We start from the raw sequence: 26,753 nt of genomic DNA, 5'->3' as shown, positions 1-26,753 counted from the left end.
CAAAGTACAGTTAACGAGAAATATAAGATCCAAAGTAATTTGGCCACTTCTGCAATACGAGGTCGAAGTTTTTGTTCTTTTAATGGCCCCGAAGATTCTGCACGATAAAGCTGTGTTCCTCCAATACCTAAGAGTGGAATAATCGCTACCGCTAATACAATAATCCCCATACCACCTAACCATTGTAAAAATTGGCGATAAAATAAAATCGCTTTTGGTAGATTATCTAACCCTTCAATGACTGTTGCACCCGTCGTAGTTAAGCCAGAAAAGGATTCAAAAATAGCAGATGAAAAAGAAAGGTTCGGGGTGTCAAAAAGCATGAAAGGAATTGACCCGATACTACCTAGCACAAGCCAGAAAGCAACTACGATTAAAAATCCATCTCTAGAACGCAATTCTTCTTTATGTTGATGACAAGGCCACCAAAGTAAAACCCCCATAATTGAACTCATCAAAAATGTTTGCATAAAGGCTTTACCGCCACCATCACCATAGAGTAACGCCACGAAAGCAGGCGCTAACATCGTAAGGGAAAAGCACATAACAAGGATGCCAACAATTCGTATGATAGATAATATTCGCAAAACTTACTCTCTTTCTAATTGTAACTGCCCACTAAAACGTTCAATTAAAGCTTGTTCAAATGTCGACAGTTTATCATCTCTGATCCCTAACTCAAACCTTACAATATCAGCAAATTGTTGATCTAAAATCACCACATCGTGTTTCTTACACAATAATTGAATACTATTAATTTGAGTATAATCACAGCATAATCTATAGGAAGCTCGCTCTACTTTAACATCAGTTTCTAATAAATCTAACGCTTGTTGAACACCATTGCTATAAGCGCGAACTAATCCACCCGTACCTAATAAAACTCCACCATAATAACGGACAATCACTGCACAAATCTCACCAATATAACTACCTTGTAAAGCAGATAACATAGGTTTGCCTGCCGTTCCTGCAGGTTCGCCATCATCAGAAAATCCTAATTGTTGTGAATCATTTGGAGCCCCTGCCACGGTTGCCCAACAATGATGGCGAGCTTGTGGATGTTGTAATTTAATTTGCTGCCAAAAAGCTTTTGCCTCTGTAATACCTTCCACATGCTGAAGATAAGTAATAAAACGACTTTTTTTGATTTCTTCTTCAAAAACGACCGCACTTTTCGGGATTTTATATTCAATCATGTTTGTATTAAACTTCTACTACACTATTTGAGTTTGTTGTATTATACCGCTTAAATTATTCAACAAATAATAAAAATCAATGAGCAAAATTAGAGTTACACAAACGTTAGATACTCTCGGCTTACGTTGTCCAGAGCCAGTGATGTTAGTCAGAAAACATATTCGCTTTTTAGAAGAAGGAGATGTGTTACTAGTGATCGCAGATGATCCTGCAACAACCAGAGATATTCCAAGTTTTTGCCAATTTATGGAACATACTTTATTGAAAAGTGAAGTTGAAAATACACCATTCCAATATTGGGTTAAAAAAGGAAAATAAACAAAAAGAAAAAGACCACAAATGTGGTCTTTTTCATCTCTAAAGTGCGGTCAAATTAGCGTTTATTTTTCACTAATTTTTCTGTCAATTCATAGGCGCGTAGTTTCGCCAATTCTTTAGACAGTTTAGATGCCAACATTTCATAATTTGCATCTGCGTGACGACTACGAATATTTTCCTCTGCGCGTTTTTTCGCAGCTAAAATACGATCACCATCAAGCTCTTCACCACGAATAGCTGTATCTGCTAACACAGTAACAACATTTGGTTGAACTTCTAAAAAACCACCAGAAACATAAACAACTTCTTCTTTTCCGTTTTCAAGAGTAATTTTTACAATACCCGGTTTAATTGAGGTTAACAAAGGAGTGTGGCCTGCTAAAATCCCAAGTTCACCCTCAACACCTGTTGCTTGAATACTCTTTACTTGACCAGAAAAAATTTGCTGTTCTGCACTTACTACGGTTAAGTTAAATACTGACATATTTTCTCCTTCAAGCTTTATTAGTTGCTTTCAGAAGCAATTATAGTTTCGCAGCTTTTTCTAATACTTCATCAATGGTACCCGCCATATAGAACGCTTGTTCTGGAATATGGTCATATTCACCATCTAAAATACCTTTAAAGCCACGGATAGTTTCTTTTAATGGTACGTACTTACCAGGGGTGCTGTTAAATACTTCTGCAACGAAGAATGGTTGTGATAAGAAACGTTCAATTTTACGTGCACGTGCTACCACTAATTTATCTTCTTCAGATAGCTCATCCATACCAAGAATTGCGATGATATCTTTCAATTCTTTATAGCGTTGTAATGTGGTTTGAACACCACGAGCAACATTATAGTGCTCTTCACCAACAACTAACGGATCTAATTGACGTGAAGTTGACTCTAATGGATCAACCGCAGGATAAATACCTAAAGATGCAATTTGACGGCTTAATACTACTGTTGAGTCTAAGTGTGCAAATGTTGTTGCTGGTGATGGGTCAGTTAAGTCATCAGCAGGAACGTAAACAGCTTGGACAGAAGTAATAGAACCTGTTTTAGTTGAAGTAATACGCTCTTGAAGCACACCCATTTCTTCTGCAAGTGTCGGTTGATAACCTACCGCAGATGGCATACGACCCAATAATGCTGACACTTCAGTACCAGCAAGGGTATAACGATAAATATTATCAACGAAAAATAATACGTCACGCCCCTCATCTCGGAATTTTTCAGCCATTGTTAAGCCGGTTAATGCAACACGCAGACGGTTACCTGGTGGCTCATTCATTTGACCATAAACAAGAGATACTTTATCTAATACATTAGAATCTTTCATTTCATGGTAGAAATCGTTACCTTCACGCGTACGCTCACCTACACCAGCAAATACTGAGTAACCTGAGTGCTCAATTGCGATATTACGGATTAACTCCATCATATTAACGGTTTTACCTACACCCGCACCACCGAATAAACCAACTTTACCCCCTTTCGCAAACGGACATACTAAGTCGATAACTTTAATACCCGTTTCTAAAAGTTCAGTACTGTTAGATTGTTCTTCATAGCTTGGTGGCGCACGGTGAATAGACCAATTTTCTTCTGCGCCGATTGGGCCTTGTTCATCGATTGGTTCACCCAATACGTTCATAATGCGACCCAATGTTTTTGTACCCACAGGCACAGAAATCGGGTTATTTGTATTAGTTACACTTAAACCACGTTTTAATCCATCAGATGAACCCATTGCGATACAGCGAACTACACCACCACCTAGTTGTTGTTGAACTTCAAGTACTAAACCTGTATCAACATTTAAGGCATCATATACTTTTGGTACTGCATCTTGTGGGAATTCAACGTCAATAACCGCACCGATGATTTGTACAATTTTTCCAGTTGCCATTACCGATCCTCTATTTGTTAAATTGCTGCTGCACCCGCAACAATTTCATTTAATTCATTTGTAATACTTGCTTGACGAGCTTTGTTATAAACTAACTGTAAGTCGTTAATTAAGTTGCCCGCATTATCAGTTGCCGCTTTCATTGCAACCATTCGAGCTGCTTGTTCAGAAGCAAGATTTTCAACTGCCGCTTGATAAACTTGAGATTCTACATAACGAATGAGTAAATTATCTAATAAGACTTTTGCATCAGGTTCGTAAATATAATCCCATACTTGTTTTCTTTCGCCTAATTCATCATTATCTAATTCTGGTAATGGAATTAATTTTTCCAACACAGGTTTTTGCGACATTGTGTTGATGAATTTGTTATAAACCAAATACACCACATCTACATCACCTTTCTTATAAGCATCAATCATTGAGTTTACAGAACCAATCAATTGCTCAACAGATGGCGCGTCACCAATACCTGAATCTTGGGTAAGAATCTTCACACCCATAGATTGGAAAAAGTTGATAGATTTAGAACCGATTAAACTTAACTGAACAGAAACGTGTTTTTCTTTCCAGCCTTTCATTTCATTTAATACGGTTTTAAACAAGTTAACGTTTAAACCACCACAAAGACCACGATCTGTGGACACTACAATGATGCCCACATTTTTAATTTCACGATCCACTAAAAATGGATGTTTATAACCGATCGTTGCTTTTGAAACATGGCTGATCACGTTACGTATTGTTTCTGAATAAGGACGTGAAGAAGACATACGTTCTTGCGTTTTACGCATTTTCGAGGCAGCAACCATTTCCATCGCTTTAGTAATTTTCTGAGTACTTTTTACACTTGCGATTTTGGTTCTTATCTCTTTAGCACCTGCCATTTCGTCTCTCCATTTAAAGTGTTAACTTACCACGCACTGTTTGCTTTGAAGCTATCCAAAATGCCTTTCAATGAATCTTTAATTTCATCATTGTAGTTGCCAGATTGGGTTAACTCACGCATAAAGTCAGCATAGTTATGGTTAGCATACTCTAAAAGTGCTGATTCAAATGAACCAATACGATCTAATTCCACTTCATCTAAATAACCGAATTCTACCGCAAATAACACTAACGCTTGTTGTGCTACTGATAATGGAGAATATTGTTTTTGTTTCAATAACTCAGTTACTTTTTGACCATGAGATAATTGTTTGCGTGTTGCATCATCAAGATCTGAAGCAAATTGAGCAAATGCTGCTAATTCACGATATTGAGCAAGAGCAGTACGAATACCACCCGCTAATTTTTTAACAACTTTAGTTTGTGCAGAACCACCAACACGAGATACTGAAATACCTGGGTTCACTGCTGGACGAATACCAGAGTTAAATAAGTTAGATTCTAAGAAGATCTGACCATCGGTAATCGAAATTACGTTTGTTGGAACGAATGCAGAAACGTCACCTGCTTGAGTTTCAATAATTGGAAGTGCAGTTAAAGAACCAGTCTTTCCTTTCACTTCACCTTTAGTGAAACGCTCAACATAATCTTCATTTACACGTGATGCACGCTCAAGTAAACGAGAGTGTAGGTAGAATACATCCCCTGGGAATGCTTCACGACCTGGTGGACGACGTAATAATAATGAAATTTGACGGTATGCCACTGCTTGTTTTGATAAATCATCATAAACAATTAACGCATCTTCACCGCGATCACGGAAATATTCACCCATTGCACAGCCAGAATATGGTGCAAGATATTGTAATGCTGCTGATTCAGATGCTGAAGCAACAACAACAATAGTATTTTGTAAGGCACCATGCTCTTCTAATTTACGCACTACGTTTGCAATTGTTGATGCTTTTTGACCGATTGCAACATAGATACATTTAATACCTGAATCACGTTGATTTATGATTGCGTCGATTGCTAATGCTGTTTTACCTGTTTGACGGTCACCTATAATCAACTCACGTTGACCACGACCGATTGGAACCATTGAGTCAACCGCTTTATAACCCGTTTGAACTGGTTGATCAACTGATTTACGATCGATAACGCCTGGGGCGATAACTTCAACGGGTGAGAAACCGTCATTTACGATTTCGCCTTTACCATCTATTGGTTGACCAAGTGTATTAACAACACGACCTAATAAACCACGACCAACTGGTACTTCAAGAATACGACCAGTACATTGAACTTCCATTCCTTCTGCAAGATCTGCATAAGGACCCATCACCACAGCACCCACAGAATCTCTTTCTAAGTTAAGTGCCATAGCGTAACGATTACCTGGTAATGCAATCATTTCACCTTGCATTACATCACTTAAACCATGAATACGGATAATACCGTCGCTTACAGAAACGATTGTCCCTGTATTACGAGCTTCATTCACTACATCAAATTGGGCAATGCGTTTTTTAATCAATTCACTAATTTCTGTAGAATTTAGTTGCATCTTTTATTCCTCTTATAATTGCAGCTCATTTGCTAGACGAGCAAGTTGCCCACGACTACTTCCATCGATAACAAAATCATCTGTACGAATAATAACTCCTGCAATAAGTGAGCTATCTAAGCTACAATTTAATTTAACTTTACGAGCTAATCTTTTCTCCATTGCTACTGCAATTTTTTCTTCTTGCTGTGCATTCAATGGTTGTGCGGATATGACTTGAACTTCTGCTGTTTTTCTATGTTCTTCAACATAATGTTGAAATTCTTGATAAACTGCTGGAAGTACAGTTAAACGCTTATTTTCAGCCATTAACCGAATAAGATTTTGCCCATATTGATCAAGTTGGTCGCCACAAATTGCGATAATTGTATCAGCAAGTTTATTTGCAGATAATGAACTCTTTAGAAAGGCTTGTACAGTTTCATCTTTTATAACTTCAGATGAGAAACCTAACATTTCTGCCCATTTATCTACCGCACTTTGCTCTACTGCAAAATCAAAAGCTGCTTTGGCATAAGGGCGAGCTATTGTAGTTAATTCTGACATAAGCCCAACCTTCTTATAGTTCTGCAACTAATTTATCAATAATGTCATTGTTTGCCGCTTCATCAACTGTACGACCCACAATTTTTTCAGCACCAGCAATAGCAAGTAATGCAACTTTAGTTCGTAATTCTTCTTGAACACGTTTACGTTCTGCTTCTACTTCAGCATACCCTTGTTCAATAATTTTACTTCTTGTTGCTTCTGCTTCCGCTTTCACTTCTTCTAGAATTTCATTGCGGCGTTTATTTGCTAAATCAATAATTTGCTGAGCTTGCATTTTAGCTTCAGTGATTTCTTGTTCCACTAATGCTTTAGTATCAGCTTGTTCTTTTTTAGCAGCTTCAGCTGATGCAAGCGCATTAGCAATTGAACGCTGGCGTTCTTCAATTGCTTTAATAATTGGTGGCCAAACAAATTTCATGCAAAACGCAACGAAAATTGCGAATGCGATAAGTTGACCAATTAGTGTTGCATTTAAATTCACAACCCCCTCCTTAATAATTGTCGTTCAAATTACTCAAAAGAGTAATTAATTGTAGTTTCTGACAAGCCGACAATTATTGTAATAAGCTAATGAATGGGTTTGCGAAGATAAATAATAATGAAATACCTACAGCGATCATTGCGATAGCATCAAGAAGACCAGCAACGATAAACATTTTCGTTTGTAAGCTGCTTGCTAATTCAGGTTGGCGTGCAGATGATTCTAAAAATTTACCACCTAAAATAGCAAAGCCGATTGCTGTACCTAATGCAGCAAACGCTAATAAGATTGATGCACCGATAATTGTTGCTGTAATTACAGTTTCCATAAGTTTCTCCAGTTAGATTTTAAAGAAGTTAGCCTAAAGGCTAGTTAGTGTAAAAAAAAAACAATAAATTACAGTGAATGATTATTCACTGTAATATTAGCTAGTGTTCTGCTTTGTTATAAGCAATACTTAAATAAACAATCGTTAACATCATGAAGATGAAAGCTTGTAGGGTAATTACAAGAATATGGAAAATAGCCCAAGCTAAATGTAATGGAATACCTAAAGCTGCGATTGCCATATTTGCTGAATACATTACCGCAATCAAGATAAAGATAAGTTCCCCTGCATACATATTACCAAATAGACGGAAAGCTAATGAAATTGGTTTTGCAAGCAATGTAACTAATTCAAGAACAAGGTTTACTGGGATGAATGCCCAATGATTAAATGGGTGAAGAGTGTATTCTTTTACAAAACCTGTTACACCTTTTGATTTGATGGTATAGAACAAGATAAGGAAGAATACGCAAATTGACATACCAAGTGTTGCACTAATATCTGCAGTAGGTACTGCTCTTAAATAATGTATGCCAAACAAATTAGCAATTTGAGGTAAGAAATCCACTGGGATCAAATCGATTGCATTCATAATAAAAACCCAGCAAAATACAGTTAACGCTAAAGGACCAATTACATTTCTTGGGCCGTGAAAATTTTCTTTAACAACACCATCAACCCAGCCAACGAGAATTTCAACTAAGCATTGTAGCTTGCCAGGCACGCCTGATGTTGCAGTTTTAGCAACACGAGAAAAAATAAAAAGAAAGATCGCACCTGCTACTAGTGAAAAGAAAAGTGTATCTAAATGAACATTCCAGAATGAATCACCTGTTTTTAAAAACTCAAGGTGGTGTCCAATATATCCAGCTGTTGTAAGTTCTGCTGCTGCCATAATTGATCCTATTGAAATTAAAGTTAATTTTTAACTTTTTTCTCAGCTTTTATCTTTAAATACATAGGAAGAATGTTATTAAAGAAAATTGCTAAAAAATAACCAACAAAAAAAGTCCAATCTATTTTTTGATAGGTAGTAAAGACTGCTACAACTAATGCAATAGTGATAATTAATTTAAGTGCTTCGCCATAATAAAGTGCGGTGACTTTTTTAGCGATCTGTTGAGATTCTCTAAGAAATAAAACAAAAAAAAGGAAAAAACATTGCGGTAAAAAACCACAAAGAAATCCCAGAGAAACTAAAACACCAACATTAAAATTACAAACTATTGTTATTATTGATAAAAAAACAAAAATTAGCGTTTCGCTAATGATGACTCTTTGATATATCTTTCTATCTTTTTTTAATACCGCTGACATATCAAACCTCTCGTTAGCAAAATACAGCTACCAATTATACGTTACTATAATCTTTATTCAACCACCGAATTAGCTTAAGTAGTCACACTTAAGTCTAATTGTAACAAAAATAGATAAGTATTAACAATTTTATAACAATTATTTTACTATAAAAATTATTTCTCCTATCAATTAATGATAGGAGAAAGAAACAATTGCAGTAGCATTAACCAAACCCGGTGTGACTTTGCCTTCAGTATTAACATATTTTGCTGTAAATAAAACATTTGGCTGGCGTAGATTACGTGAAAACTCCCATTCTGTTTTAAGTTGAATAGGTTGTTCTGCACGATATAAACGAATTCCTACACCTGTTGCAGTAGAAAGATGTTTATCAAGCGTTAATACATTTGTCATATTATCAGGATCGGAATTGTCTTTAATCACGGAGGTAACAACGACATTTTCATCACAACTTAATCCAATATTAAATTGTCCACCAAAAGTTTCACTGCCTTTGGTTGGTATATCAGATTGCATAATTTTTCTCAGATTCACCGTTTGATGAATATTATTGGGATTAATTTCACAAGATTTTGGTTTAATAAACATATTAATAGGTTGAACTAAAATATCGATTCTTCTGGTTCCATCAATGATGGAACCCACTTGAATTGGCTCTGATAAAAATTTTCCACTTTGAATTTGATCGCTATAAGCCACTAATTTTGCAGTTAAAGTAAGCTGATTATTGCTCACAGTCATATTTTTCATTTCTTCTTCAGAAATATGATAAATATTTCTGTTGTTAATCAATAGAATCACACCAATTCCATTAATTGATGTTTTGAGAATTTTCTCATTTGCAAAATGTACAATGTGATCATCTTGATAATTTTTATTGAGTTCAAAATTCACTCTATTTTCAGTAGTTCTTAACTCTCTATTGATCACTTCAAATATTTTCCCACTAATTTTATTTTGATAAAAATAAAGGTTAACGGGATTACTAAAAGAAAAATTAACCTGCTCAGTGTGAGCAAAAACCACATTCGAAATACTGAATAAAACAAGTAACGCTTTGATTAGAAATTTCATTACTAGTCCTTATTTAATTAGCTTTTAAGCAACGCACAGAATAAATAGCCGAATCTAATTTATCTAACTGATAATCAAACTGACATTTATTATTTTCGCTTGCGCCCCAATCCAGTTTAATAGTGCCTTTTTTATCAATACCGCGTACAAATAAGCGCCCACCTTGCACCACATAACCAATCGTTTCACCTTGTTGATTAAAGGCTTCTGTAGCGAGTGGCGGTAAACTACCGTCTTCAAGTTGTACGTCAAATATTGCAACATCTCCTGATTGCGTATCAAACTTCACTAAGATACTACTATTTGCACGAGGAATAATTTCTCTCCCTGTAGCTGAAATTTCTACATCATCATCTAAATTTTCAGGATCAATACTGACGTAATTAACTTCATAGGGTGAAACATAAGATACGATACCATTACCAAACCAATCTAAATAACTGTTATTTGAGTTATTTATCTTCGCACCACTTGCTCCTTTTGCGTGGATAATAGCAAAGGTATCACCAATATCATTCGCTAAAGTTACACCATAAGGGTGAGCAACCACTGCACCTGACATACCGAAACCATATTGTTTTAGATCTTTTGATTTTGAAGCAGAAGCGTTGAATAAGGCATAAGGTGAGTTATAACCCACATAAGCAGCATTATTTGTCAATTCGCCCTGTTTTGAGCTTGATAATCCATAATTAAATTGGTTATTTTTACCTAATGTTCCATTAATTGCTGTTCTCAAGTAATAATCTTGGCCATAATGTCTCGCATAATTCATTGAAACTGTTGGTAATTCTCTATAATCAGGGAAAGAGAAGGAAATATTCACATAAAAGCGCTTATCTTTTTCATTTGAACCCGATATTCTGGATTCAGCATAACTTACTTGATACTGCAACGTTTTATATGAGTTGCTATAACCAAGATAATAATCTTTCTGATTTTTTTCATTATTCCAGTAATGAGAATCAGCAAAAGAAAAATATAAACTACCTAATATGTCACCTAAACTTTGATTAAATGAAAAGGAATAGCGCTGCTTGATATTTTTTGCACTAATATTCGGCAGATTATTATTGCTATAAATTACATCTTGCAAATCATAATTGTCTTTTGTGAAATTACGATAACCAGACAAGGAAATATAACTATTTAGTTTTGGAAGTTTTACACTGTAACGGGCATTGATGCTCTTACCAGTATAGGTTTTCTGATCTTTTCTAGATTTTAACCGCACTTTTGATAATGAAAAATGAGATGAAAAACGCCCTATTGGTGTTTCTGTGGCAAAACCAAGTAAGCCTAAACCATAATTAGGTGCAATGCTTGCCGCTGTATTAAGAGTAAGTCCATTAAATAAGCCATATTGAGTTTCGCCTTGGAACACAATGTCATTAAAGGCTTTTTCATCTTCTCGATAACGACCTAAATTAAACTTGTATAACAATTGTCCAGGGCGAACTAAGTTAATTCCAGTGGAAAATGGCACAATAAATGTTCTCACTTGACCATTTGATTCCGTAATTTCAACTTCTAATTCACCCGAAGTGCTGTTTGGATACAGATCATTAATTTCAAATGCACCTTCAGGAACATTTGTTTCATAAATCACATAATCTTTATATTTCACCACGACTTTGGCATTTGAATTGGCTACACCACGAATTAACGGCGCATAACCACGCAAAGAAGGCGGTAACATACGTTGATCAGAGGCTAATTTTACCCCTCTCATTGAAAATCCTGATAAAAATTGGCTTTCAGTATAAAAATCACCAACTGTAATTTGCCCTTTAATTGGTGAAATATCTGTTTGGATATAGGTATAATCTGGCTGATAACGTGAGGAAAGTTCATTAAACCACTGTTTTGAACCACGATGTCTTATTGCCCAACGTCCTGCATTTGCCCCAGCAAAAATATTTAAAGAGGTGCTTTTTGATCTAAAAGTTGGGGAATTTGAAATGTATTGGTTTGCATCGTAGCGCACAAAAAGTGCAGGATCACTTGATTGCCAAAGTGCAGGTGAAATATATCCCTTTGGTTGAATCACTAATAATTCTTGAGGAATAGTAACTTGCAAAGCTTGTTCAGCTACATTAAATTTAATTTTTGCTTGTTCAATTGATTCAACAGCACTTACACAGTCCGATTTTTCTTTAATATCAATTGCTTTTGATTTTAATGATAAAACCTCTAATAGTTCATCAGTTAAACATAATCCAGCAATAGGTTCATAACCCTCACCTCGATCAACAAAAGTTAAAGGAATTTGTCCACGTCGGATATTATTCACATAAACATCCGCTTGATATTCACCAGAAGGAATTGGATTACCAAATTTAAAGCGATCAACATCCGCTAATGGCTGACCCGCTAATTGATTCATAAATCGAGAATCAAATTCAAATTCTTCTGTTTCGGGTTCAGTAGCTGTTTCAGCGAAGGCAAAATTTGAAAGAATGCTGGATAGCACAAAACAACTTAAAAAGTGCGGTCGACATTTTTTAAGTTTTTCTCGAATAAGAGCAGAATCCATTGCTACCTCTTATAAAGTTGATTGTCCTGAATGTTTGCCACCGTAGTCATTGATAATATGCCAATGTACTTCCGCTTTACCTTTTACTGGTTGTACTAAATCAAAGCTTGCTTCAGAAAAAGGCGCAACCATATCAGCATTTTTCACTTTATAAATTTTACTACCTTGTTTTAGTTCAATAGCTAAGTAGGTAATATGATAAGGCGTTGGATTTTTTACCACTAAAGTTTTACCATTTACTTTCCAATTCACTTTTTGGTAAGCATCAGACACAGGATAAGGTAAATTACTTGGTCGGAAAAAGAACTTTAAACGATTATTCACAGCAAACTGTAAATAATTAGGATTTTTTTCTAATTCTTTTTTGCTCGGTTTTGGTGGAATATCGAATAAATTAAAATAAAAAAGACTTTCACGATCTTGTGCTAGTGGCTCACCAGTATAGCGGATACGCAAAACTTGTTGTGATTTTGCATCCATACGTGAAACAGGCGGGGTAATAACAAAAGGTAATTTCATTGTGCTTGGATCGACATTTGTACGTCCATCATCTAACCAAGCTTGAACTAGTGCAGGGCGTTCAGAATTATTTTCTAATTGAACAGAAATATTCTTTTTATCAGCTTCATAAATAATTCGAGTACCTAAAATAACAACATTGGCCTGACTACTTAATGTAAAAAATAAAATAAAGAATCCGAATAACCATTTCAGCATAAAGATATCCTTAGCAAACTAAAAAATTAAAAAAACTCCCCTAAAAAATAGGGGAGTAATAGATGTTATAAATTATTTATAGGCAATTTGATATTGCGCTGTCGCTACAACTTTTCCTGAGGTTACTGCATTATCTCCATCTTTTACATAAAATACTTTAAAATTAAACGGAATATCATCTGCTGCAAGATCTTGTCTAATAGATATTTCTGCTGAATCAGAAGTATCATTTACTCCATCTCTTTGTTTAAAATCAACTAATTTATCATCATAAGTTAATTTAACAAATACATTTGATTTAAAACTATCTTTTACTGTATTTTTTAAATAACCAAAATCAGTTACATTTTCCTGCGGTGCAAAAAAAGAAAGAGAAACCATTCTTTCTTTATTAGGAGAACAGTTTTCTAGAATTATATCAAAATCACCAACTTTCACTTCTGATGACTTTAAAAAATCAGTATTTTTCACACTTTTTAACTCAATAGTTTTATTAGCATCTCCTTTTATACTACAAGTATTAGCTATTACTTCACCATTAAAAGTTACATTACCTTGTGTTACAAGAACTTTATTGTGATCAACTGCTCTTTCTGGAATTGAGATATCAAGAGATTCTTCTGCAAATGCAGAACCACTAAATACTGCTGCTAAGCTTAATGCAATCATTAACTTTTTCATATTATTTATCCTTAATATAAAAATAATCCAATTTTTAATCTTGATTTTATTTTGTTCGAAAACAGTATAAAATCCGCCTAATATTAATCATTTTTATAGTAAAAATAAATAAAAAAACTGCTATAAATTTAATCAATTTATAGCAGTTTATATTAATTAAATATTTTAATTAATATAAATAAATTTATCTGTATGATTTTAAAAATAATTAAAAAATCTATTGAATTATAAAACTTTAAAAATTTACATAAATTTAACTTAAGTTATTATAATTAAGTGGCGTTCACCTATCAATTCTGGCACATTTAATTGGTAAATATTTTTAACTGAAAATTGTTGGTCTAATTCATTTACTTCATCTTGACGATATATCCCTTTCAATGCATAAAAATAACCATCTTTATTTGGTAAATGCTGACACCAATCAGTCATATCTTTTAATGAAGCAAATGCTCTACTCAATACACCATCAAATAATTGTTCAGGTTGGTATTCTTCAACGCGACTTAATACTGGCTCAACATTATTTAAACCGAGCTCACGAACAGCATTACGAATAAAGCTAATTCGTTTTCCTAAACTATCTAATAATACAAATTGCTTGTCAGGGTTAATAATAGCCAAAGGTAAACCTGGTAACCCAGGACCAGTCCCCACATCAATAAAACGTTCACCTTCTAAATAAGGACTTATAATAATGCTATCCAAAATATGTTTAACTAACATCTCTATTGGATCACGTACTGATGTTAAGTTGTATGCTTTATTCCATTTGTGAAGTAATAATACAAATTTAACTAACTGTACTTTCTGTTGATCGGTTATCGAAAGTGCGGTTTGTTTTAATAAAGTTTCTAATTTTTGGCTTAATTGCTGTTCGAGGTTAATCATTATTCACCACGCTTTAACATTCCTTGCTTTTTCAAATTTACTAATAAAATTGAAATAGCAGCAGGGGTAATACCTGAAATACGTGAAGCTTGTCCAATAGAAACAGGACGATGCTGCTCTAATTTAGCCCTAACTTCATTGGATAAACCAGAAACGACTGAATAATCAAAATTTGCTGGAATTGTGGTATTTTCGTGGCGTTTTTGACGCTCAATTTCTTCTTGTTGATGTTCAATATAACCTTGATATTTAATCGCAATTTCCACTTGTTCAACTGCTTCTTTATCTTTCATTGCAGGTTGGAATGGTGTAAGGGTAGTCAAAATTTGGTAATTTATTTCAGGACGACGTAATAAGTCTTCACCGTTAGCTTCACGTACTAATGGGCTACTCAATACTTGATTGGCTTCTTCTAAATATTCTGAACGTGGATGTAACCAAATTTGACGTAAGCGTTGGCGTTCTAACTCAATATTTTCCATTTTTTGATTAAATCTCGCCCAACGTTCTTCTGTAATTAAACCTAATTCTTGTGCAATTGGTGTTAAACGACTATCCGCATTGTCTTCACGCAATAATAAGCGATATTCAGCACGCGAGGTGAATACACGGTAAGGCTCTTTTGTACCTAAAGTACAAAGATCATCGACTAATACGCCAACATAAGCTTGATCCCGACGTGGGAACCAAGCATCTTTTTCTTGTACAAATAAACCAGCGTTAATACCTGCTAACAAACCTTGTGCAGCGGCTTCTTCATAACCAGTTGTCCCGTTAATTTGACCAGCAAAGAATAAACCTGATATAGATTTGGTTTCTAGGGTTGGCTTAAGATCACGTGGATCAAAATAATCATATTCAATTGCATAACCCGGTTTAACAATACGTGCTTTTTCCATCCCCTTCATTGAATTCACGATCTTCATTTGTACATCAAAAGGTAAACTAGTTGAGATCCCATTTGGATAGATCTCATTACTAGTTAAACCCTCAGGTTCAAGATAAATTTGATGTGAATTACGTTCAGAGAAACGCATTACTTTATCTTCAATAGATGGGCAATAGCGTGGGCCAATCCCTTCTATAATTCCTGCATACATTGGACTACGATCCAAATTGTTCCGTATTACTTCGTGGGTTTGTTCGTTAGTATGGGTTATAAAACAAGGAATTTGACAAGGATGTTGATCTACCGATCCCATAAAAGAAAATACAGGCAATTTTTCGTCACCATGTTGTTTTGCTAAGATTGAAAAATCAATGGTTCTTGCATCAATTCGTGGTGGTGTACCTGTTTTTAAGCGATCTACTCGTAAATTGAGATCACGTAAACGATCTGCAAGCATTACAGAAGCGGGATCACCTGCACGACCACCTGTATAATTTTCTAAACCAATATGGATCTTACCTGATAAGAAAGTACCAGCTGTTAAGATCACCGCTTTCGCACGGAATTTCAAACCCATTTTGGTTTCGACACCTGAAACACGATCCCCTTCTAAAATAATATCTGTAACTTCTTGTTGAAAAATATCTAAATTATCTTGATTTTCTAAAGCTATACGTACTGCTTGACGGTATAAGACACGGTCAGCTTGAGCACGTGTTGCACGTACAGCAGGGCCTTTACTGCTGTTCAATGTGCGAAATTGGATACCTGCTTGGTCAGCTGCAGTCGCCATTAGACCACCCATTGCATCAATTTCTCTAACTAAATGACCTTTTCCAATTCCACCAATTGCAGGGTTACAAGACATTTGACCTAATGTATCAACATTGTGTGTTAATAGCAGTGTTTTTAATCCCATACGTGCTGGTGCGAGTGCAGCTTCTGTTCCTGCGTGGCCACCACCAATCACGATCACATCATAATTTTCAGTATAAAACATAATAACCTTTACTAATTTTATCTCTTATTTTTTTGATCTCTTGATCCTTTATTTAGCTGGTTGGTTATTCTACTGAAATTTGTTGATCCTTGAAAGAAACATTTTGTGATCAAGAATAGATCCGAATAGGGAAAGATCGTTTGTTAATAAAAATAAGATCTTTTTATATAAAGAGATCTTATTATTGCTATTATTAAGATCATTATGATCTGTGATTAAGATCTTTTTACTATTTAAAATGAATAAGTTAGATCTAATTTTATCCTGTTAAGATCTCTCTTTTTGATATTAAAAATCTTGTGTAAAAAAAGCTAAGTTATCCACATAACAAAAATAAAGTAATGTTATTCATTGTATAAAAACAGATTTTATACAGTTTTTAACATACTTATTCACAGAATAATTAGAACTTGAATGTTTAAATAGAAAACAAAAAGAGAATAAAAAATGATATGTAAAAAACTAACATATCATTTTTATATGAGGAAAATACTATAATTTATTAATGAATTGAGGTAACCATTCTTCTGCTGTTTCTTCTGGATCGCTAATGTGTAATATGTCCATTCTTAATGAATCACAAACTTGCAAAGCATCTTTACTTGAAAGTAATTTTTCAACCTGATCCACCGCATAGCAAAAGGTATCATAATCGGAATTTCCTAATCCGATCACCGCAAAGCGTAAATAAGATAAGGGTTCCGAATGAAAGGCTAATTTTTCAAATAATGGTTTTATATTATCAGGTAATTCACCTGCACCATGTGTTGAAGTAACTACTAACCAACATTGTTCATTGATAACATCTTCAAAACTTGGACCATGTTCTAAACGTACAACATAGTCTTGTTGTTCAAGCACATCAGCAATATGTTCTGCCACATATTCTGCACCACCGAGTGTACTTCCCGTAATGATACAAATTTTTGGTTTCATTAATTCCTCCCAAAAAATAAGGCCTAGAAAAACTAAGCCTTAATAAAAAATCAATTATACGTTGTCAATTTTACCTAACAATGAACGTAAACGTTCCTGCCAGTTTTGGTGTTCACTTTTGAGTTGCTCATTTTCATTGCGCAATGCTTCATAAGCCTGTTGTGATTGCGTATTTTTTTCTTTTAATTCATCAATTTCTAATTGAAGCAATTGAATAGTTTCAACAGCTTGTTTAATTTTTTCTTCTAATTGATCTAAAATTTCTAAAGACATAAAAGCTTCCTCTACGAATGTAATAAATGTTGCTTATTCTACTCTAGTTAACTTTGATGTTAAACAGATGAATACAATTTCGATCTAACCTTAGCATAATTTCCTACTTCATTCGAAAAAATTATCATTATTTTTCATTTTTTATTACGCAATCGTTTGCTAAGTGCTAGAATAGCGCCAAATTTTTCATCAACCAAAGCAAAGGATAATAAAATGAATAGAGCATTAGCGATTGAATTTTCAAGAGTAACTGAAGCTGCCGCCCTTGCGGGTTTTGCTTGGTTAGGTCGTGGTGATAAAGATGCTGCAGATAATGCTGCAGTTCAAGCAATGCGTTTAATATTAAATCAAGTGGATATGTCCGGTGAAATTGTTATCGGTGAAGGTGAGATAGATAAAGCACCGATGCTTTATATTGGTGAAAAAGTGGGAACGGGAAAAGGTGAAAATGTGTCAATCGCAGTTGATCCTATTGAAGGGACTCGAATGACAGCAATGGGACAAGCCAATGCACTATCCGTATTAGCTGCTGGTGGTAAAGATACTTTTTTAAAAGCCCCTGATATGTATATGGAAAAATTGGTAGTAGGACCAGAAGTTAAAGGAATGATCGATCTTAATCTTCCATTAGAGCAAAACCTTCGACGTGTAGCTTCCAAAATGGGTAAGCTTCTTTCTCAGTTAACTGTTATCACATTAGATAAACCTCGTCACCAAGAAGTCATCAAAAAAATGCAACAACTCGGTGTGAAAGTATTAGCTATTCCCGATGGTGATGTCGCAGCTTCAATTTTATGCTGTTTACCTGATGGTGGTGTAGATATGCTTTATGGCATTGGTGGTGCTCCAGAAGGTGTTGTAGCAGCAGCGGCAATTCGTGCTTTAGGTGGTGAAATGCAAGCACGTTTATTGCCTCGCCATCAAGTAAAAGGTAATACACCAGAGAATCAAGTAATTGCAGCAGATGAAATTCGTCGTTGCCAAGAAATGGGTATTGAAGTAAACAAAGTACTGAAGTTAGAAGATCTTGTACGCGATGATAACTTAGTTTTCTCTGCGACAGGTATTACAAACGGTGATTTGTTGAAAGGTATTCATCGTAAAGGAAACCTTGCTACTACAGAAACATTACTAATTCGTGGTCGTTCTCGTACTATCCGCCGTATTCAGTCGATTCATTATTTAGATAGAAAAGACACCGCACTTTATCGCATTATTGGTGCTTAGTTATTTGTTAATCAATTTATGCCATAATTTATAATATCATTTATAAATGATACAAAAACTCGCTTTTGGGTTTTATTGGGAAAATGCTATATTGAGCAACTTTATAGCAAAGATAGGATTAATTATGGCACAATTTTCTGAAGTTTCACCTTCACAAGCACTTGCTCTTATGCAGGAACAAGGGGCAACATTAGCTGATATTCGTAATGAAACTCATTTTTCATCAGCTCATCCTAAAGGTGCATTTCATTTAACTAATGAAAGTTATGGGCAATTTGAATTAGAAAATGATGATGATCACCCCATTTTAGTGATTTGTTATCACGGTGTAAGTAGTCGTGGAGCCGCTATGTATTTGCTTGAACAAGGCTATACGCAAGTGTATAGCATTAGAGGTGGATTTGAAGCTTGGGAAAAAGAAGGATTGCCTATTGTGACTGGCTAATTAAAGCCAGTCGCCACATAAAATAAAACAGCGTAAAAAACAATCGCATTTACGATTAATAAATTGCGTGCTAATATTTCTTTCGTTTGGTGTAATTTATAAACCCATCTTGCCACAATTGCCAAATAAAAAGGATAAACCCAAAGGAAAATAGACATAAAAGTTTGTTGTCCGTTAGTTAAACTGGGATTCTTCAGTAAGTTTGGTGAAATTGTCAGTGCTAATGGCCATAATAGGATAGGTAAGCAGAAAATTGCAATTGCCCAACTAAATCCACTAAATCCTTTTGGTAATTCTGGTTTGCTCATTTATACCTCTTTTGAGTTGTTGAACCATACAAGATGTTATAATAACGTTTCAGTAAGTGATTAATTATCTATCTTATAGAATATTACTTATGAAATTTTCAAAAACAATCTTTTTTCTCTCTTTATTCTCTACTTCATTTTTTATTTCTAACACAGCAATTAATTTTTTGTGGTAAATTTTTCAAAAATTTACCGCACTTGATGATCTCTGCAAGAAAATACAATAAAATGAGATTGCATTTCATGTAAGCGAAAGAAAATAAAATGAAACAATCTATTCGTCACCAAAAAATTATTAATCTGGTACTTCAGAAAGGTTATATCAGTACAGATGAGTTAGTCACATTACTAGATGTTAGCCCACCGACAATTCGTCGAGATTTGAATGAGCTTGCAGAAAAAAATCTTATCCGCCGTCATCATGGTGGAGCTGCTTCTCCTTCTACCGCTGAAAATAGTGATTATGTTGATCGTAAAAATTTCTTTTTAAAAGGAAAAAATTCTATTGCTCAACAAGTTTCTCATCAAATCCCTAATGGTGCATCCTTGTTTATCGATATTGGTACAACACCTGAGGCAGTGGCAAGTGCATTACTCAACCACCAGAAATTGCGTATTGTGACTAATAATATTAATGCGGCTTATATTTTAATGCAGAATGAAACTTTCGATATTATTTTAGCGGGAGGATCACTGCGGCAAGATGGGGGCATTATTGGTGAAGCAACAATGGCATTTATTTCTCAATTCCGTTTAGATTTTGGAATTTTAGGCATTAGTAGTATCGATTTAGATGGATCACTATTAGATTATGATTATCATGAAGTCCAAGTTAAACGTGCAATTATTGAAAGCTCAAGAGAAACATTTTTGGTAACCGATCATTCTAAATTTACTCGCAGAGCAATGGTACGTTTGGGTTCTATCAGTGATGTTAATCACGTGTTTACTGACGCATTACCGCCAGAGCCTATTTTAGAAATTTTAAAAGCAAATCATGTGAAGCTACACGTTTGTGAATAATATTAAAAATAAAAATAGTGTGTTCTATTTTATAGAAATCAGTCTTTTAGTTTAGTTGAATATGCTATTCATTATACTAAAGCACATATTCATGAATAGCACATTTTAATTTTTCAACACCTTTTGACATTATTTGTCTGAATCATTGAAATGCCATTGCCAATAATGTGATTGGGTGTAAACAAGTCAGATTGGTTGACATATCAATCTGCCATTTACAAGTTTCACATTCTGAAACCACATAATCAAAACCACCTTCATTAATGTGACGGAATAATGGGTTACCAATGGCTTGTGCAACATCATAGTTTTCTGATTTGAAGCCATAAGTTCCTGCAATACCACAACATTGTGATGGTAAAATTACAATTTCAATACCTGGAATTTGTTTTAATACCTCTAAAGTGTAAGGTGCCCAACCTGCTTTTTCGACGTGGCAGGCAGTGTGATAAGCTACACGTAACGGCAATTCTTTGAATGGAAAATAACATCCTTCCTGCATTAATTTATACAGATAGCGTGTTACAATATGGATGTGTGGACGCACTTTTTGGTTATCCATTCCTAAAATATGATGGTATTCATCACGCAAGTTCATTGTACAGCTTGATGAAGTACCAACAACTTCTAAACCAGACTCGTCAATTGTTTTGCCCAAATATTTAAGGTTAAATTCAGCTTGTTTTTTTGCACGTTCTGGAAAACCATTCACTGATAAAGGTAAACCACAACATTTTTCTTTTTCTAATAGCATTACGCCGATATTCAGCGCATTAAAAACCTTAATCAAGTCTTTACCTAACTGTGGATTGTTGTAATTTACATAACAACCGTGATAGTACGCTACTTTTTCTTTATATAATACTTGCTCCTCAGCGGTTTTTTTCAAATACCAACTACGGAAGGAACCAAAGGAATATTTTGGTAATGTGCGGTGTTTACTCACATTTAAAGTTTTTTCTAATAAAAAGCGTGTTGCTTTTAGACCAGTAATGGTATTTACAATTGGTGCAAATGGCGTATTCATTTTGCCCATAATGTCAGTATTACTTAACACTGCATCACGTAATTTATGCATTAATGGTTTATTTTGGCGTTCAATATGATTATTGCGCGCACGCACAATTAAATCGCCAATTTTTACATCAGAAGGACAAGCCACTTCACAACGTTTACAGTTGGTACAATATTTAAGTGCTTCATCATAAAGCTCAGCGCTTTTTAAGCGTAAACGCTCACCATCAGGACCTGCTTGTTTTGGTCCAGGGTAAAATGGATTTTGGCGAGAAACAGGGCAAACTGCAGTACACGCAGTACATTTAATACAGCTTTCGAAACTTTCATCAACGTGATGATGAGTCATCGGTGCTGCCATATTTTGTTTTGCACTTTCTACTAACTGTTGAAGATTCATTATTCACCTCCAATCTGTTCTGCAGCAACTAATGCTGTAACGATTGCTACACCAGATCCGCAACCGAGTTCAATACCATTGAACCCGCCCACAATATTGCCAACGGCATATAAATTTTCAAAAAATTGACCGCTCTTTTGTACTCTACAACGACCATCAATTACCACACCAGTTGAGTGATAAGGTTGTGGTGCAGAAAAACGAGATTGGGTCCAAGTCATACGATCATTTGCTTTAAACGAACCAATTTCACACATATCTAGATTAAAAATAGGTTCATAGATTTTCTCAAATTCTGCTACTAGACCTTTACTAAAGAAGCTACCGGTTGCAAGTACCACGTGTTTAGTTTTGATTGGTACTTCTTGGTGAAGTTGTGTATAGACTTGGGTTACTTGTTGGTTTTCCACATCTGCAGAAATGACTTTATCACCGTTCATCATAAAACCGCCAAGAGATTTAAAATATGCGGTTAATTGTTTGTGCTGGCGCATACCAAGTAAAGAAGGCGGTAAAGTCGGTAATTCAAACAATTCCAATTTAGTTGCTTGTTTCAGTACAGTGAAAAATTCTTGTGTTTCTAAACCAAAACATGCTGGTAAAAATACAGCTTCAGCACCTTTTGCCGCTTCTCTAATTTCTGAAATTAAATCACTAAATGCTAATTTATGTTCAAGCAGTTGTGCAATATTTACACTACGGAATTCTCTTGAATTTTGGCGTAAATGATCAAGTTCAGGAATATTTAAATAACCTGTGTTGACATTACAATGAGCAAATTGTGCTTGTTGTACTAAGTTGTCAGCTAATAATTGTGGTTGGAAATCGTGGTAACCTTCGATTCCTAATACTGCAATATTTTTGTAAGGAAAAGGCGTATTACCTGTTACTGTTGGTACGCTATTGGGTGATAACCAAGTTGGACGTAAACCGCCTAATGGCGTTACACGAAAATGGTTGCCTTCTGATTGACTACCGACTAAAGAAAGATTCAATTGCTGCGCTAATTGTTCAAACACCTGTACTTTTTCGAGTACTTTTTCTTTACCTACTAAACAATAAGGGTGCTGTGGTGCTTGTTCTAAAAGTGCGGTGTAATTTTGTTCAAAATTATCAATTCGATCGCCATTAGGTAACTGACTTAACAAATCTAATGAACCTGAAGAAAAATCAATTGCAGCTTGACCATTATTAATAATTACACAACGTTTTCCTTGTTTTTGCAGTGCGATCCCACAGGTTAAACCGGCAAGACCACCACCAATAATGATTACATCAAAATTCATTGTCATCTGTCCCTTGCTGAGCTTGTTGTTCAAGCGGTTTCACATCATTCAAGCCAAGTAAGCTGTAATATACCCAAGAAGTAAAATCAGCCTCACGAATGGCTTCTCCCCAAGCGATTGGTTCAATACCTCTCCAACGTTCTTCCATAAATGAAGATAATTGGGTAGTAGATTGACGAGGAGTAGCCACGCCAAAACGTGACATTAATCCGGCTGCTCTACAAGCACAAAGTTCGGCCTGGCAAGTCCCCATACCCACACGAGTGCGGCGGCGTAAATCCACTAAATTGTTAACGCTTAATTCATCTACTGCATATCGAACTTCACCCGCAGTTACAGCTTCACATTCACAGACTAATGTACGATCTAAACGTTCTGTTTGTAATAAACGGGTTGCACGTGAGCCGTGGCGATAAACCGCAGAGTAACGAATAGTACTTGGTAATGAAATCACGCGTTTATTTGTTTCCAAACGGCTTTCATTTGAACCGGGTAATGCTTGTTTCGCTGTAACACATTCGGCATTTTTATTTAATTTTTTGCAAACTAAATCTGTTGCCCACTCTGCCATTAAGCGGTAAGTCATTAATTTACCACCAGTAATAGTGATAAAACCATCTAATCCGTCACGTTCAGCGTGGTCGAGTAAGACGATACCACGGCTTACATTACGTCCTGATGGATCATCATCTGTTGCTACAAGAGGACGAACACCTGCGTAAGCACGTAATACACGAGTGTGGCGTAGTGATGGGGCGAGTTTTTCACCTTCGCGGAATAAAATATCCACTTCTTCAGGGGTAACCACCATATTATCAATTTGATCGTAAGGAATGCGACTTGAAGTAGTTCCTATTACACAAATTGTATCACCCGGAACAAGAATATCTGCATCAGCAGGTTTACGGCAGCGGTTAATCACCATTTTATTAATGCGGTGTCCCATTACTAATAATGCACCTTTGGCTGGGAACATACGAATTTTTAAATCTGCGTATTCTGCAATGCCTTGCCCCCAAATACCACCTGCGTTGACCACAATAGGTGCGAAAAATTGTCGCTGAATTTTGTATTTATGATCGTAAACGCTCACGCCAATGATACGGCCACCTTCTCGAATTAAATTTGATACCTCACAATAAGTGAAAACACGAGCTCCATTTTCGGTGGCATCTAGCATATTAGAGGCAGTTAAACGGAAAGGATCAATTGAACCATCAGGTACTACAACGGCACCTATTAGATCTGGATTGACTGATGGCTCCATATGTTTTGCTAGGTCAGGATCAATTGCAACAGTTTCAATACCAGCAAGGGTGCAACTTTCAATGAATTTTTTCTGATAAGCAAGGTCATCTTCAGGTAGAGTGATAAATAAACCTTCGGTTTCATCAACACAGTGACGAGCGATTTGACGTAGAATTTTGTTCTCTTCAATACATTCTTTAGCGGATTCAGGATCATTTACTGCATACCGTGCACCACTGTGTAATAAACCGTGGTTTCTACCTGTTGCACCGGTCGCAATATCCCTTCTCTCCAACAAGATACAATTTATTCCGCGTAATGCGCAATCTCGAGCAATACCAGCGCCAGTTGCGCCACCACCAATGATAATCACATCTGTACTAATAGGTGCATTATCAGGGGTAGTTTTATACATTTGAGGTGATATTCTCATCATTCCTCTCCCACATAAGTAAAAATGCTCAATAAAAATGATACTTCTGATGTCATTTTAGGCTAAACACTCATTGCTAAACAATCATTTGATTGAAAAAGAAATTTTATTTGTGATAAATATCACAATTTATTTTCTAAATAATGCAAGTGAACGAGATTTTTTGTGAATTCACTCACAAATTGACACAATTCCCCTTTTCAGTTTTTTCTTTTCCCTTATTATCAGTGTGAGATTCTTATAAAAAGAATGTTGTGATAAAAAATTTTTAGAAATCCTATTAAAAACATTATTGGAGAATTGTATGTTTGGTCCATTTAAACCTGCTCCGCATATTGCAGAGCTTCCAGCGGACAAAATAGATGCCAGATATCGTTTCTTGCGTTGGCAAGTATTCGCAGGGATCTTTTTTGGTTACGCAGCTTATTACTTTGTACGTGCTAACTTCGACTTAGCACAAAAAGGTTTGATCGAAGCTGGTATGTATAACAAAGCTGAACTTGGTATTATCGGTACGGGTGCAGGTTTAGCATACGGCTTATCAAAATTCTTTATGGCATCAATCTCTGACCGTTCAAATCCAAAAGTATTTTTACCTTTCGGTCTTTTACTTTCTGGTTTATGTATGACCATGATGGGTTTAATGCCTTGGGCTACATCAGGCATCGCAGTGATGTTTGTGCTGATTTTCTTAAACGGTTGGTTCCAGGGTATGGGTTGGCCTCCGTGTGGCCGTACAATGGTTCACTGGTGGTCTAAATCAGAACGTGGTTCTATCGTGTCTATTTGGAATACAGCTCACAACTTAGGGGGAATGGTACCAGGTGCGATGGTATTACTTGCAAGTGCTATCTACTTCAGCACTCACGGTGTGGAAGCAACAGCGAAAGATGTATGGCAACAAGCACTTTACTATCCAGGTATCGCTGCAATGATCGCTGCGATTCCTATTTATTTTGTGATGAAAGATACTCCACAATCTTGCGGTTTACCACCAATTGAAAAATGGCGTAATGACTATCCAGATGACTATAATGAAAAAACATATGAACACGATTTAACAACAAAAGAAATCTTCGTGACTTATGTATTGAAAAATAAACTATTATGGTACATCGCAATCGCTAACGTGTTTGTCTATTTAATCCGCTATGGCGTTTTAAAATGGTCTCCAGTGTATCTTGGTGAAGTAAAACACTTTAATATTAAAGGTACTGCTTGGGCATATACAATTTATGAATTAGCAGCGATTCCAGGTACATTATTGTGTGGTTGGGTATCAGACCACGTGTTCAAAGGTAAACGTGGTTTAACAGGATTCATTTTTATGATTTTAACCACAGCTGCAGTAGTTGCATTATGGTTAAACCCAGCAACACCAGAGCACGAATTAGCACAGTATGCAGGTCACGCTTGGTATGAAAACCCATATCAATTAATGGACTTTATTCTCATGACAACGATAGGTTTCTTAATTTATGGTCCTGTAATGCTTATCGGTTTACATGCACTTGAGCTTGCACCGAAAAAAGCAGCAGGTACATCAGCAGGTTTCACAGGGCTATTCGGTTACCTCGGTGGTACAGTTTCTGCATCAGCAGTGGTTGGTTGGGCAGCAGAATACTATGGCTGGGACGGCGGTTTCTATGTAATGATTGCTGGTGGTATATTAGCCATTCTATTAATGTTTATCACTATGATTGAAGAAAGTAAGCATAAAGCAAAACTTGAAGATCACTACGGTAAATAATTAATGTAATAAAAAGGAAGATATGCAAATGCAATCTTCCTTTTTTGTTTAACAAACTTTTCAATCAATGGAT

General features: G+C 35.5%; 28 protein-coding genes (1 of these 28 running past the window's edge). 5 read left to right on the top strand and 23 right to left on the bottom strand.

Going from position 1 to position 26,753, the window contains the following annotated elements:
• On the bottom strand, positions 1-587 hold the 5' end (the start) of the coding sequence (locus CKV78_RS08870) for a TrkH family potassium uptake protein (RefSeq protein WP_032855460.1). Its footprint begins 877 nt before the window's first position; 587 of the gene's 1,464 nt are visible here — the first part of the coding sequence; the start codon lies at positions 585-587; its stop codon lies off the left edge, out of view.
• Positions 588-590: 3 nt separating this feature from the next.
• Positions 591-1,199, bottom strand: a complete 609-nt coding sequence (locus CKV78_RS08865; protein WP_005764029.1) for a YigZ family protein — start codon at positions 1,197-1,199, stop codon at positions 591-593.
• Between the two features lie 79 nt (positions 1,200-1,278).
• Here CKV78_RS08865 and tusA point away from each other — a divergent pair, with 79 nt between their 5' ends.
• Positions 1,279-1,518 (top strand): sulfurtransferase TusA, encoded by a 240-nt coding sequence (tusA, locus tag CKV78_RS08860; RefSeq protein WP_005764027.1) that lies wholly within the window; start codon positions 1,279-1,281, stop codon positions 1,516-1,518.
• A gap of 55 nt (positions 1,519-1,573) precedes the next feature.
• On the opposite strand, the gene CKV78_RS08855 is transcribed toward tusA, so the two are convergent.
• The 17 genes from CKV78_RS08855 to zapB form a co-directional block, all read right to left on the bottom strand.
• Positions 1,574-2,002: a F0F1 ATP synthase subunit epsilon gene (locus tag CKV78_RS08855; protein ID WP_005764025.1), complete on the bottom strand. Its 429-nt coding sequence runs from the start codon at positions 2,000-2,002 to the stop codon at positions 1,574-1,576.
• Between the two features lie 40 nt (positions 2,003-2,042).
• A complete protein-coding gene (gene atpD, locus CKV78_RS08850; protein ID WP_005764023.1) occupies positions 2,043-3,416 on the bottom strand; it encodes a F0F1 ATP synthase subunit beta in 1,374 nt (457 codons plus the stop codon).
• A gap of 17 nt (positions 3,417-3,433) precedes the next feature.
• Complete coding sequence (gene atpG / locus CKV78_RS08845; RefSeq protein ID WP_005764021.1) at positions 3,434-4,303, bottom strand: F0F1 ATP synthase subunit gamma; 870 nt, start codon at positions 4,301-4,303, stop codon at positions 3,434-3,436.
• A gap of 26 nt (positions 4,304-4,329) precedes the next feature.
• Positions 4,330-5,871, bottom strand: a complete 1,542-nt coding sequence (gene atpA / locus CKV78_RS08840) for a F0F1 ATP synthase subunit alpha (RefSeq protein WP_005764020.1) — start codon at positions 5,869-5,871, stop codon at positions 4,330-4,332.
• A 12-nt stretch (positions 5,872-5,883) separates the two neighbouring features.
• Positions 5,884-6,417, bottom strand: a complete 534-nt coding sequence (atpH, locus tag CKV78_RS08835) for a F0F1 ATP synthase subunit delta (RefSeq protein WP_032855458.1) — start codon at positions 6,415-6,417, stop codon at positions 5,884-5,886.
• A gap of 13 nt (positions 6,418-6,430) precedes the next feature.
• The gene (gene atpF / locus CKV78_RS08830; RefSeq protein ID WP_005764016.1) at positions 6,431-6,901 is read right to left on the bottom strand and encodes a F0F1 ATP synthase subunit B; all 471 of its coding nucleotides are present in this window, start codon (positions 6,899-6,901) and stop codon (positions 6,431-6,433) included.
• A gap of 73 nt (positions 6,902-6,974) precedes the next feature.
• Positions 6,975-7,229: a F0F1 ATP synthase subunit C gene (atpE, locus tag CKV78_RS08825; protein ID WP_005764013.1), complete on the bottom strand. Its 255-nt coding sequence runs from the start codon at positions 7,227-7,229 to the stop codon at positions 6,975-6,977.
• A 100-nt stretch (positions 7,230-7,329) separates the two neighbouring features.
• Positions 7,330-8,124 (bottom strand): F0F1 ATP synthase subunit A, encoded by a 795-nt coding sequence (atpB, locus tag CKV78_RS08820; protein ID WP_005764010.1) that lies wholly within the window; start codon positions 8,122-8,124, stop codon positions 7,330-7,332.
• 23 nt (positions 8,125-8,147) lie between these two features.
• On the bottom strand, positions 8,148-8,546 hold the full coding sequence (locus tag CKV78_RS08815; protein ID WP_005764009.1) for an ATP synthase subunit I: 399 nt from the start codon (positions 8,544-8,546) through the stop codon (positions 8,148-8,150).
• Positions 8,547-8,717: 171 nt separating this feature from the next.
• On the bottom strand, positions 8,718-9,623 hold the full coding sequence (locus CKV78_RS08810; RefSeq protein ID WP_005764007.1) for a fimbrial protein: 906 nt from the start codon (positions 9,621-9,623) through the stop codon (positions 8,718-8,720).
• Between the two features lie 13 nt (positions 9,624-9,636).
• The gene (locus CKV78_RS08805) at positions 9,637-12,159 is read right to left on the bottom strand and encodes a fimbria/pilus outer membrane usher protein (RefSeq protein WP_005764005.1); all 2,523 of its coding nucleotides are present in this window, start codon (positions 12,157-12,159) and stop codon (positions 9,637-9,639) included.
• Positions 12,160-12,168: 9 nt separating this feature from the next.
• Entirely contained in the window at positions 12,169-12,876 is a 708-nt protein-coding gene (locus CKV78_RS08800) for a fimbrial biogenesis chaperone (RefSeq protein WP_005764003.1), read from the bottom strand.
• A 72-nt stretch (positions 12,877-12,948) separates the two neighbouring features.
• Complete coding sequence (locus tag CKV78_RS08795) at positions 12,949-13,557, bottom strand: fimbrial protein (RefSeq protein WP_005764001.1); 609 nt, start codon at positions 13,555-13,557, stop codon at positions 12,949-12,951.
• A gap of 258 nt (positions 13,558-13,815) precedes the next feature.
• On the bottom strand, positions 13,816-14,448 hold the full coding sequence (gene rsmG, locus CKV78_RS08790; protein WP_005763999.1) for a 16S rRNA (guanine(527)-N(7))-methyltransferase RsmG: 633 nt from the start codon (positions 14,446-14,448) through the stop codon (positions 13,816-13,818).
• The gene (gene mnmG / locus CKV78_RS08785; protein ID WP_005763996.1) at positions 14,448-16,337 is read right to left on the bottom strand and encodes a tRNA uridine-5-carboxymethylaminomethyl(34) synthesis enzyme MnmG; all 1,890 of its coding nucleotides are present in this window, start codon (positions 16,335-16,337) and stop codon (positions 14,448-14,450) included. The genes rsmG and mnmG overlap by 1 nt, the downstream gene beginning before the upstream one ends.
• A 492-nt stretch (positions 16,338-16,829) precedes the next feature.
• Entirely contained in the window at positions 16,830-17,273 is a 444-nt protein-coding gene (gene mioC, locus CKV78_RS08780) for an FMN-binding protein MioC (protein WP_005763995.1), read from the bottom strand.
• A 54-nt stretch (positions 17,274-17,327) separates the two neighbouring features.
• Positions 17,328-17,546, bottom strand: coding sequence for a cell division protein ZapB (zapB, locus tag CKV78_RS08775; protein ID WP_005763993.1), 219 nt, complete (start codon positions 17,544-17,546; stop codon positions 17,328-17,330).
• A gap of 213 nt (positions 17,547-17,759) precedes the next feature.
• Here zapB and glpX point away from each other — a divergent pair, with 213 nt between their 5' ends.
• Positions 17,760-18,773, top strand: a complete 1,014-nt coding sequence (gene glpX / locus CKV78_RS08770) for a class II fructose-bisphosphatase (protein ID WP_032855457.1) — start codon at positions 17,760-17,762, stop codon at positions 18,771-18,773.
• Between the two features lie 124 nt (positions 18,774-18,897).
• Positions 18,898-19,218, top strand: coding sequence for a thiosulfate sulfurtransferase GlpE (gene glpE / locus CKV78_RS08765; protein ID WP_032855456.1), 321 nt, complete (start codon positions 18,898-18,900; stop codon positions 19,216-19,218).
• On the opposite strand, the gene CKV78_RS08760 is transcribed toward glpE, so the two are convergent.
• On the bottom strand, positions 19,215-19,526 hold the full coding sequence (locus CKV78_RS08760) for a DUF5389 domain-containing protein (RefSeq protein ID WP_005763987.1): 312 nt from the start codon (positions 19,524-19,526) through the stop codon (positions 19,215-19,217). The genes glpE and CKV78_RS08760 overlap by 4 nt on opposite strands.
• Before the next feature lie 264 nt (positions 19,527-19,790).
• On the opposite strand from CKV78_RS08760, the gene CKV78_RS08755 reads away from it, so the two are divergent.
• Entirely contained in the window at positions 19,791-20,549 is a 759-nt protein-coding gene (locus CKV78_RS08755; protein WP_005763984.1) for a DeoR/GlpR family transcriptional regulator, read from the top strand.
• A gap of 142 nt (positions 20,550-20,691) precedes the next feature.
• On the opposite strand, the gene glpC is transcribed toward CKV78_RS08755, so the two are convergent.
• The 3 genes from glpC to glpA are packed head-to-tail and all read right to left on the bottom strand — an operon-like array spanning position 20,692 to position 24,930.
• Positions 20,692-21,963 (bottom strand): anaerobic glycerol-3-phosphate dehydrogenase subunit GlpC, encoded by a 1,272-nt coding sequence (gene glpC / locus CKV78_RS08750; RefSeq protein ID WP_005763982.1) that lies wholly within the window; start codon positions 21,961-21,963, stop codon positions 20,692-20,694.
• Positions 21,963-23,249, bottom strand: a complete 1,287-nt coding sequence (glpB, locus tag CKV78_RS08745) for a glycerol-3-phosphate dehydrogenase subunit GlpB (protein ID WP_032855455.1) — start codon at positions 23,247-23,249, stop codon at positions 21,963-21,965. Before glpB ends, glpC begins: the two co-directional genes overlap by 1 nt.
• Positions 23,239-24,930 carry an anaerobic glycerol-3-phosphate dehydrogenase subunit A gene (gene glpA / locus CKV78_RS08740; protein ID WP_005763977.1) on the bottom strand — a complete coding sequence of 564 codons (1,692 nt, stop codon included), beginning with the start codon at positions 24,928-24,930 and terminating at the stop codon, positions 23,239-23,241. Before glpA ends, glpB begins: the two co-directional genes overlap by 11 nt.
• A gap of 304 nt (positions 24,931-25,234) precedes the next feature.
• On the opposite strand from glpA, the gene glpT reads away from it, so the two are divergent.
• Positions 25,235-26,680: a glycerol-3-phosphate transporter gene (glpT, locus tag CKV78_RS08735; protein ID WP_005763975.1), complete on the top strand. Its 1,446-nt coding sequence runs from the start codon at positions 25,235-25,237 to the stop codon at positions 26,678-26,680.
• The last annotated feature ends 73 nt before the right edge of the window (positions 26,681-26,753 follow it).

It is taken from the genome of Pasteurella dagmatis, assembly GCF_900186835.1.
In the GTDB taxonomy this organism is placed as follows: Bacteria; Pseudomonadota; Gammaproteobacteria; order Enterobacterales; family Pasteurellaceae; genus Pasteurella; species Pasteurella dagmatis.
The sequence above is the reverse complement of the archived record's forward strand: the minus strand, read 5'-3'. Positions and strand labels throughout refer to the sequence as shown.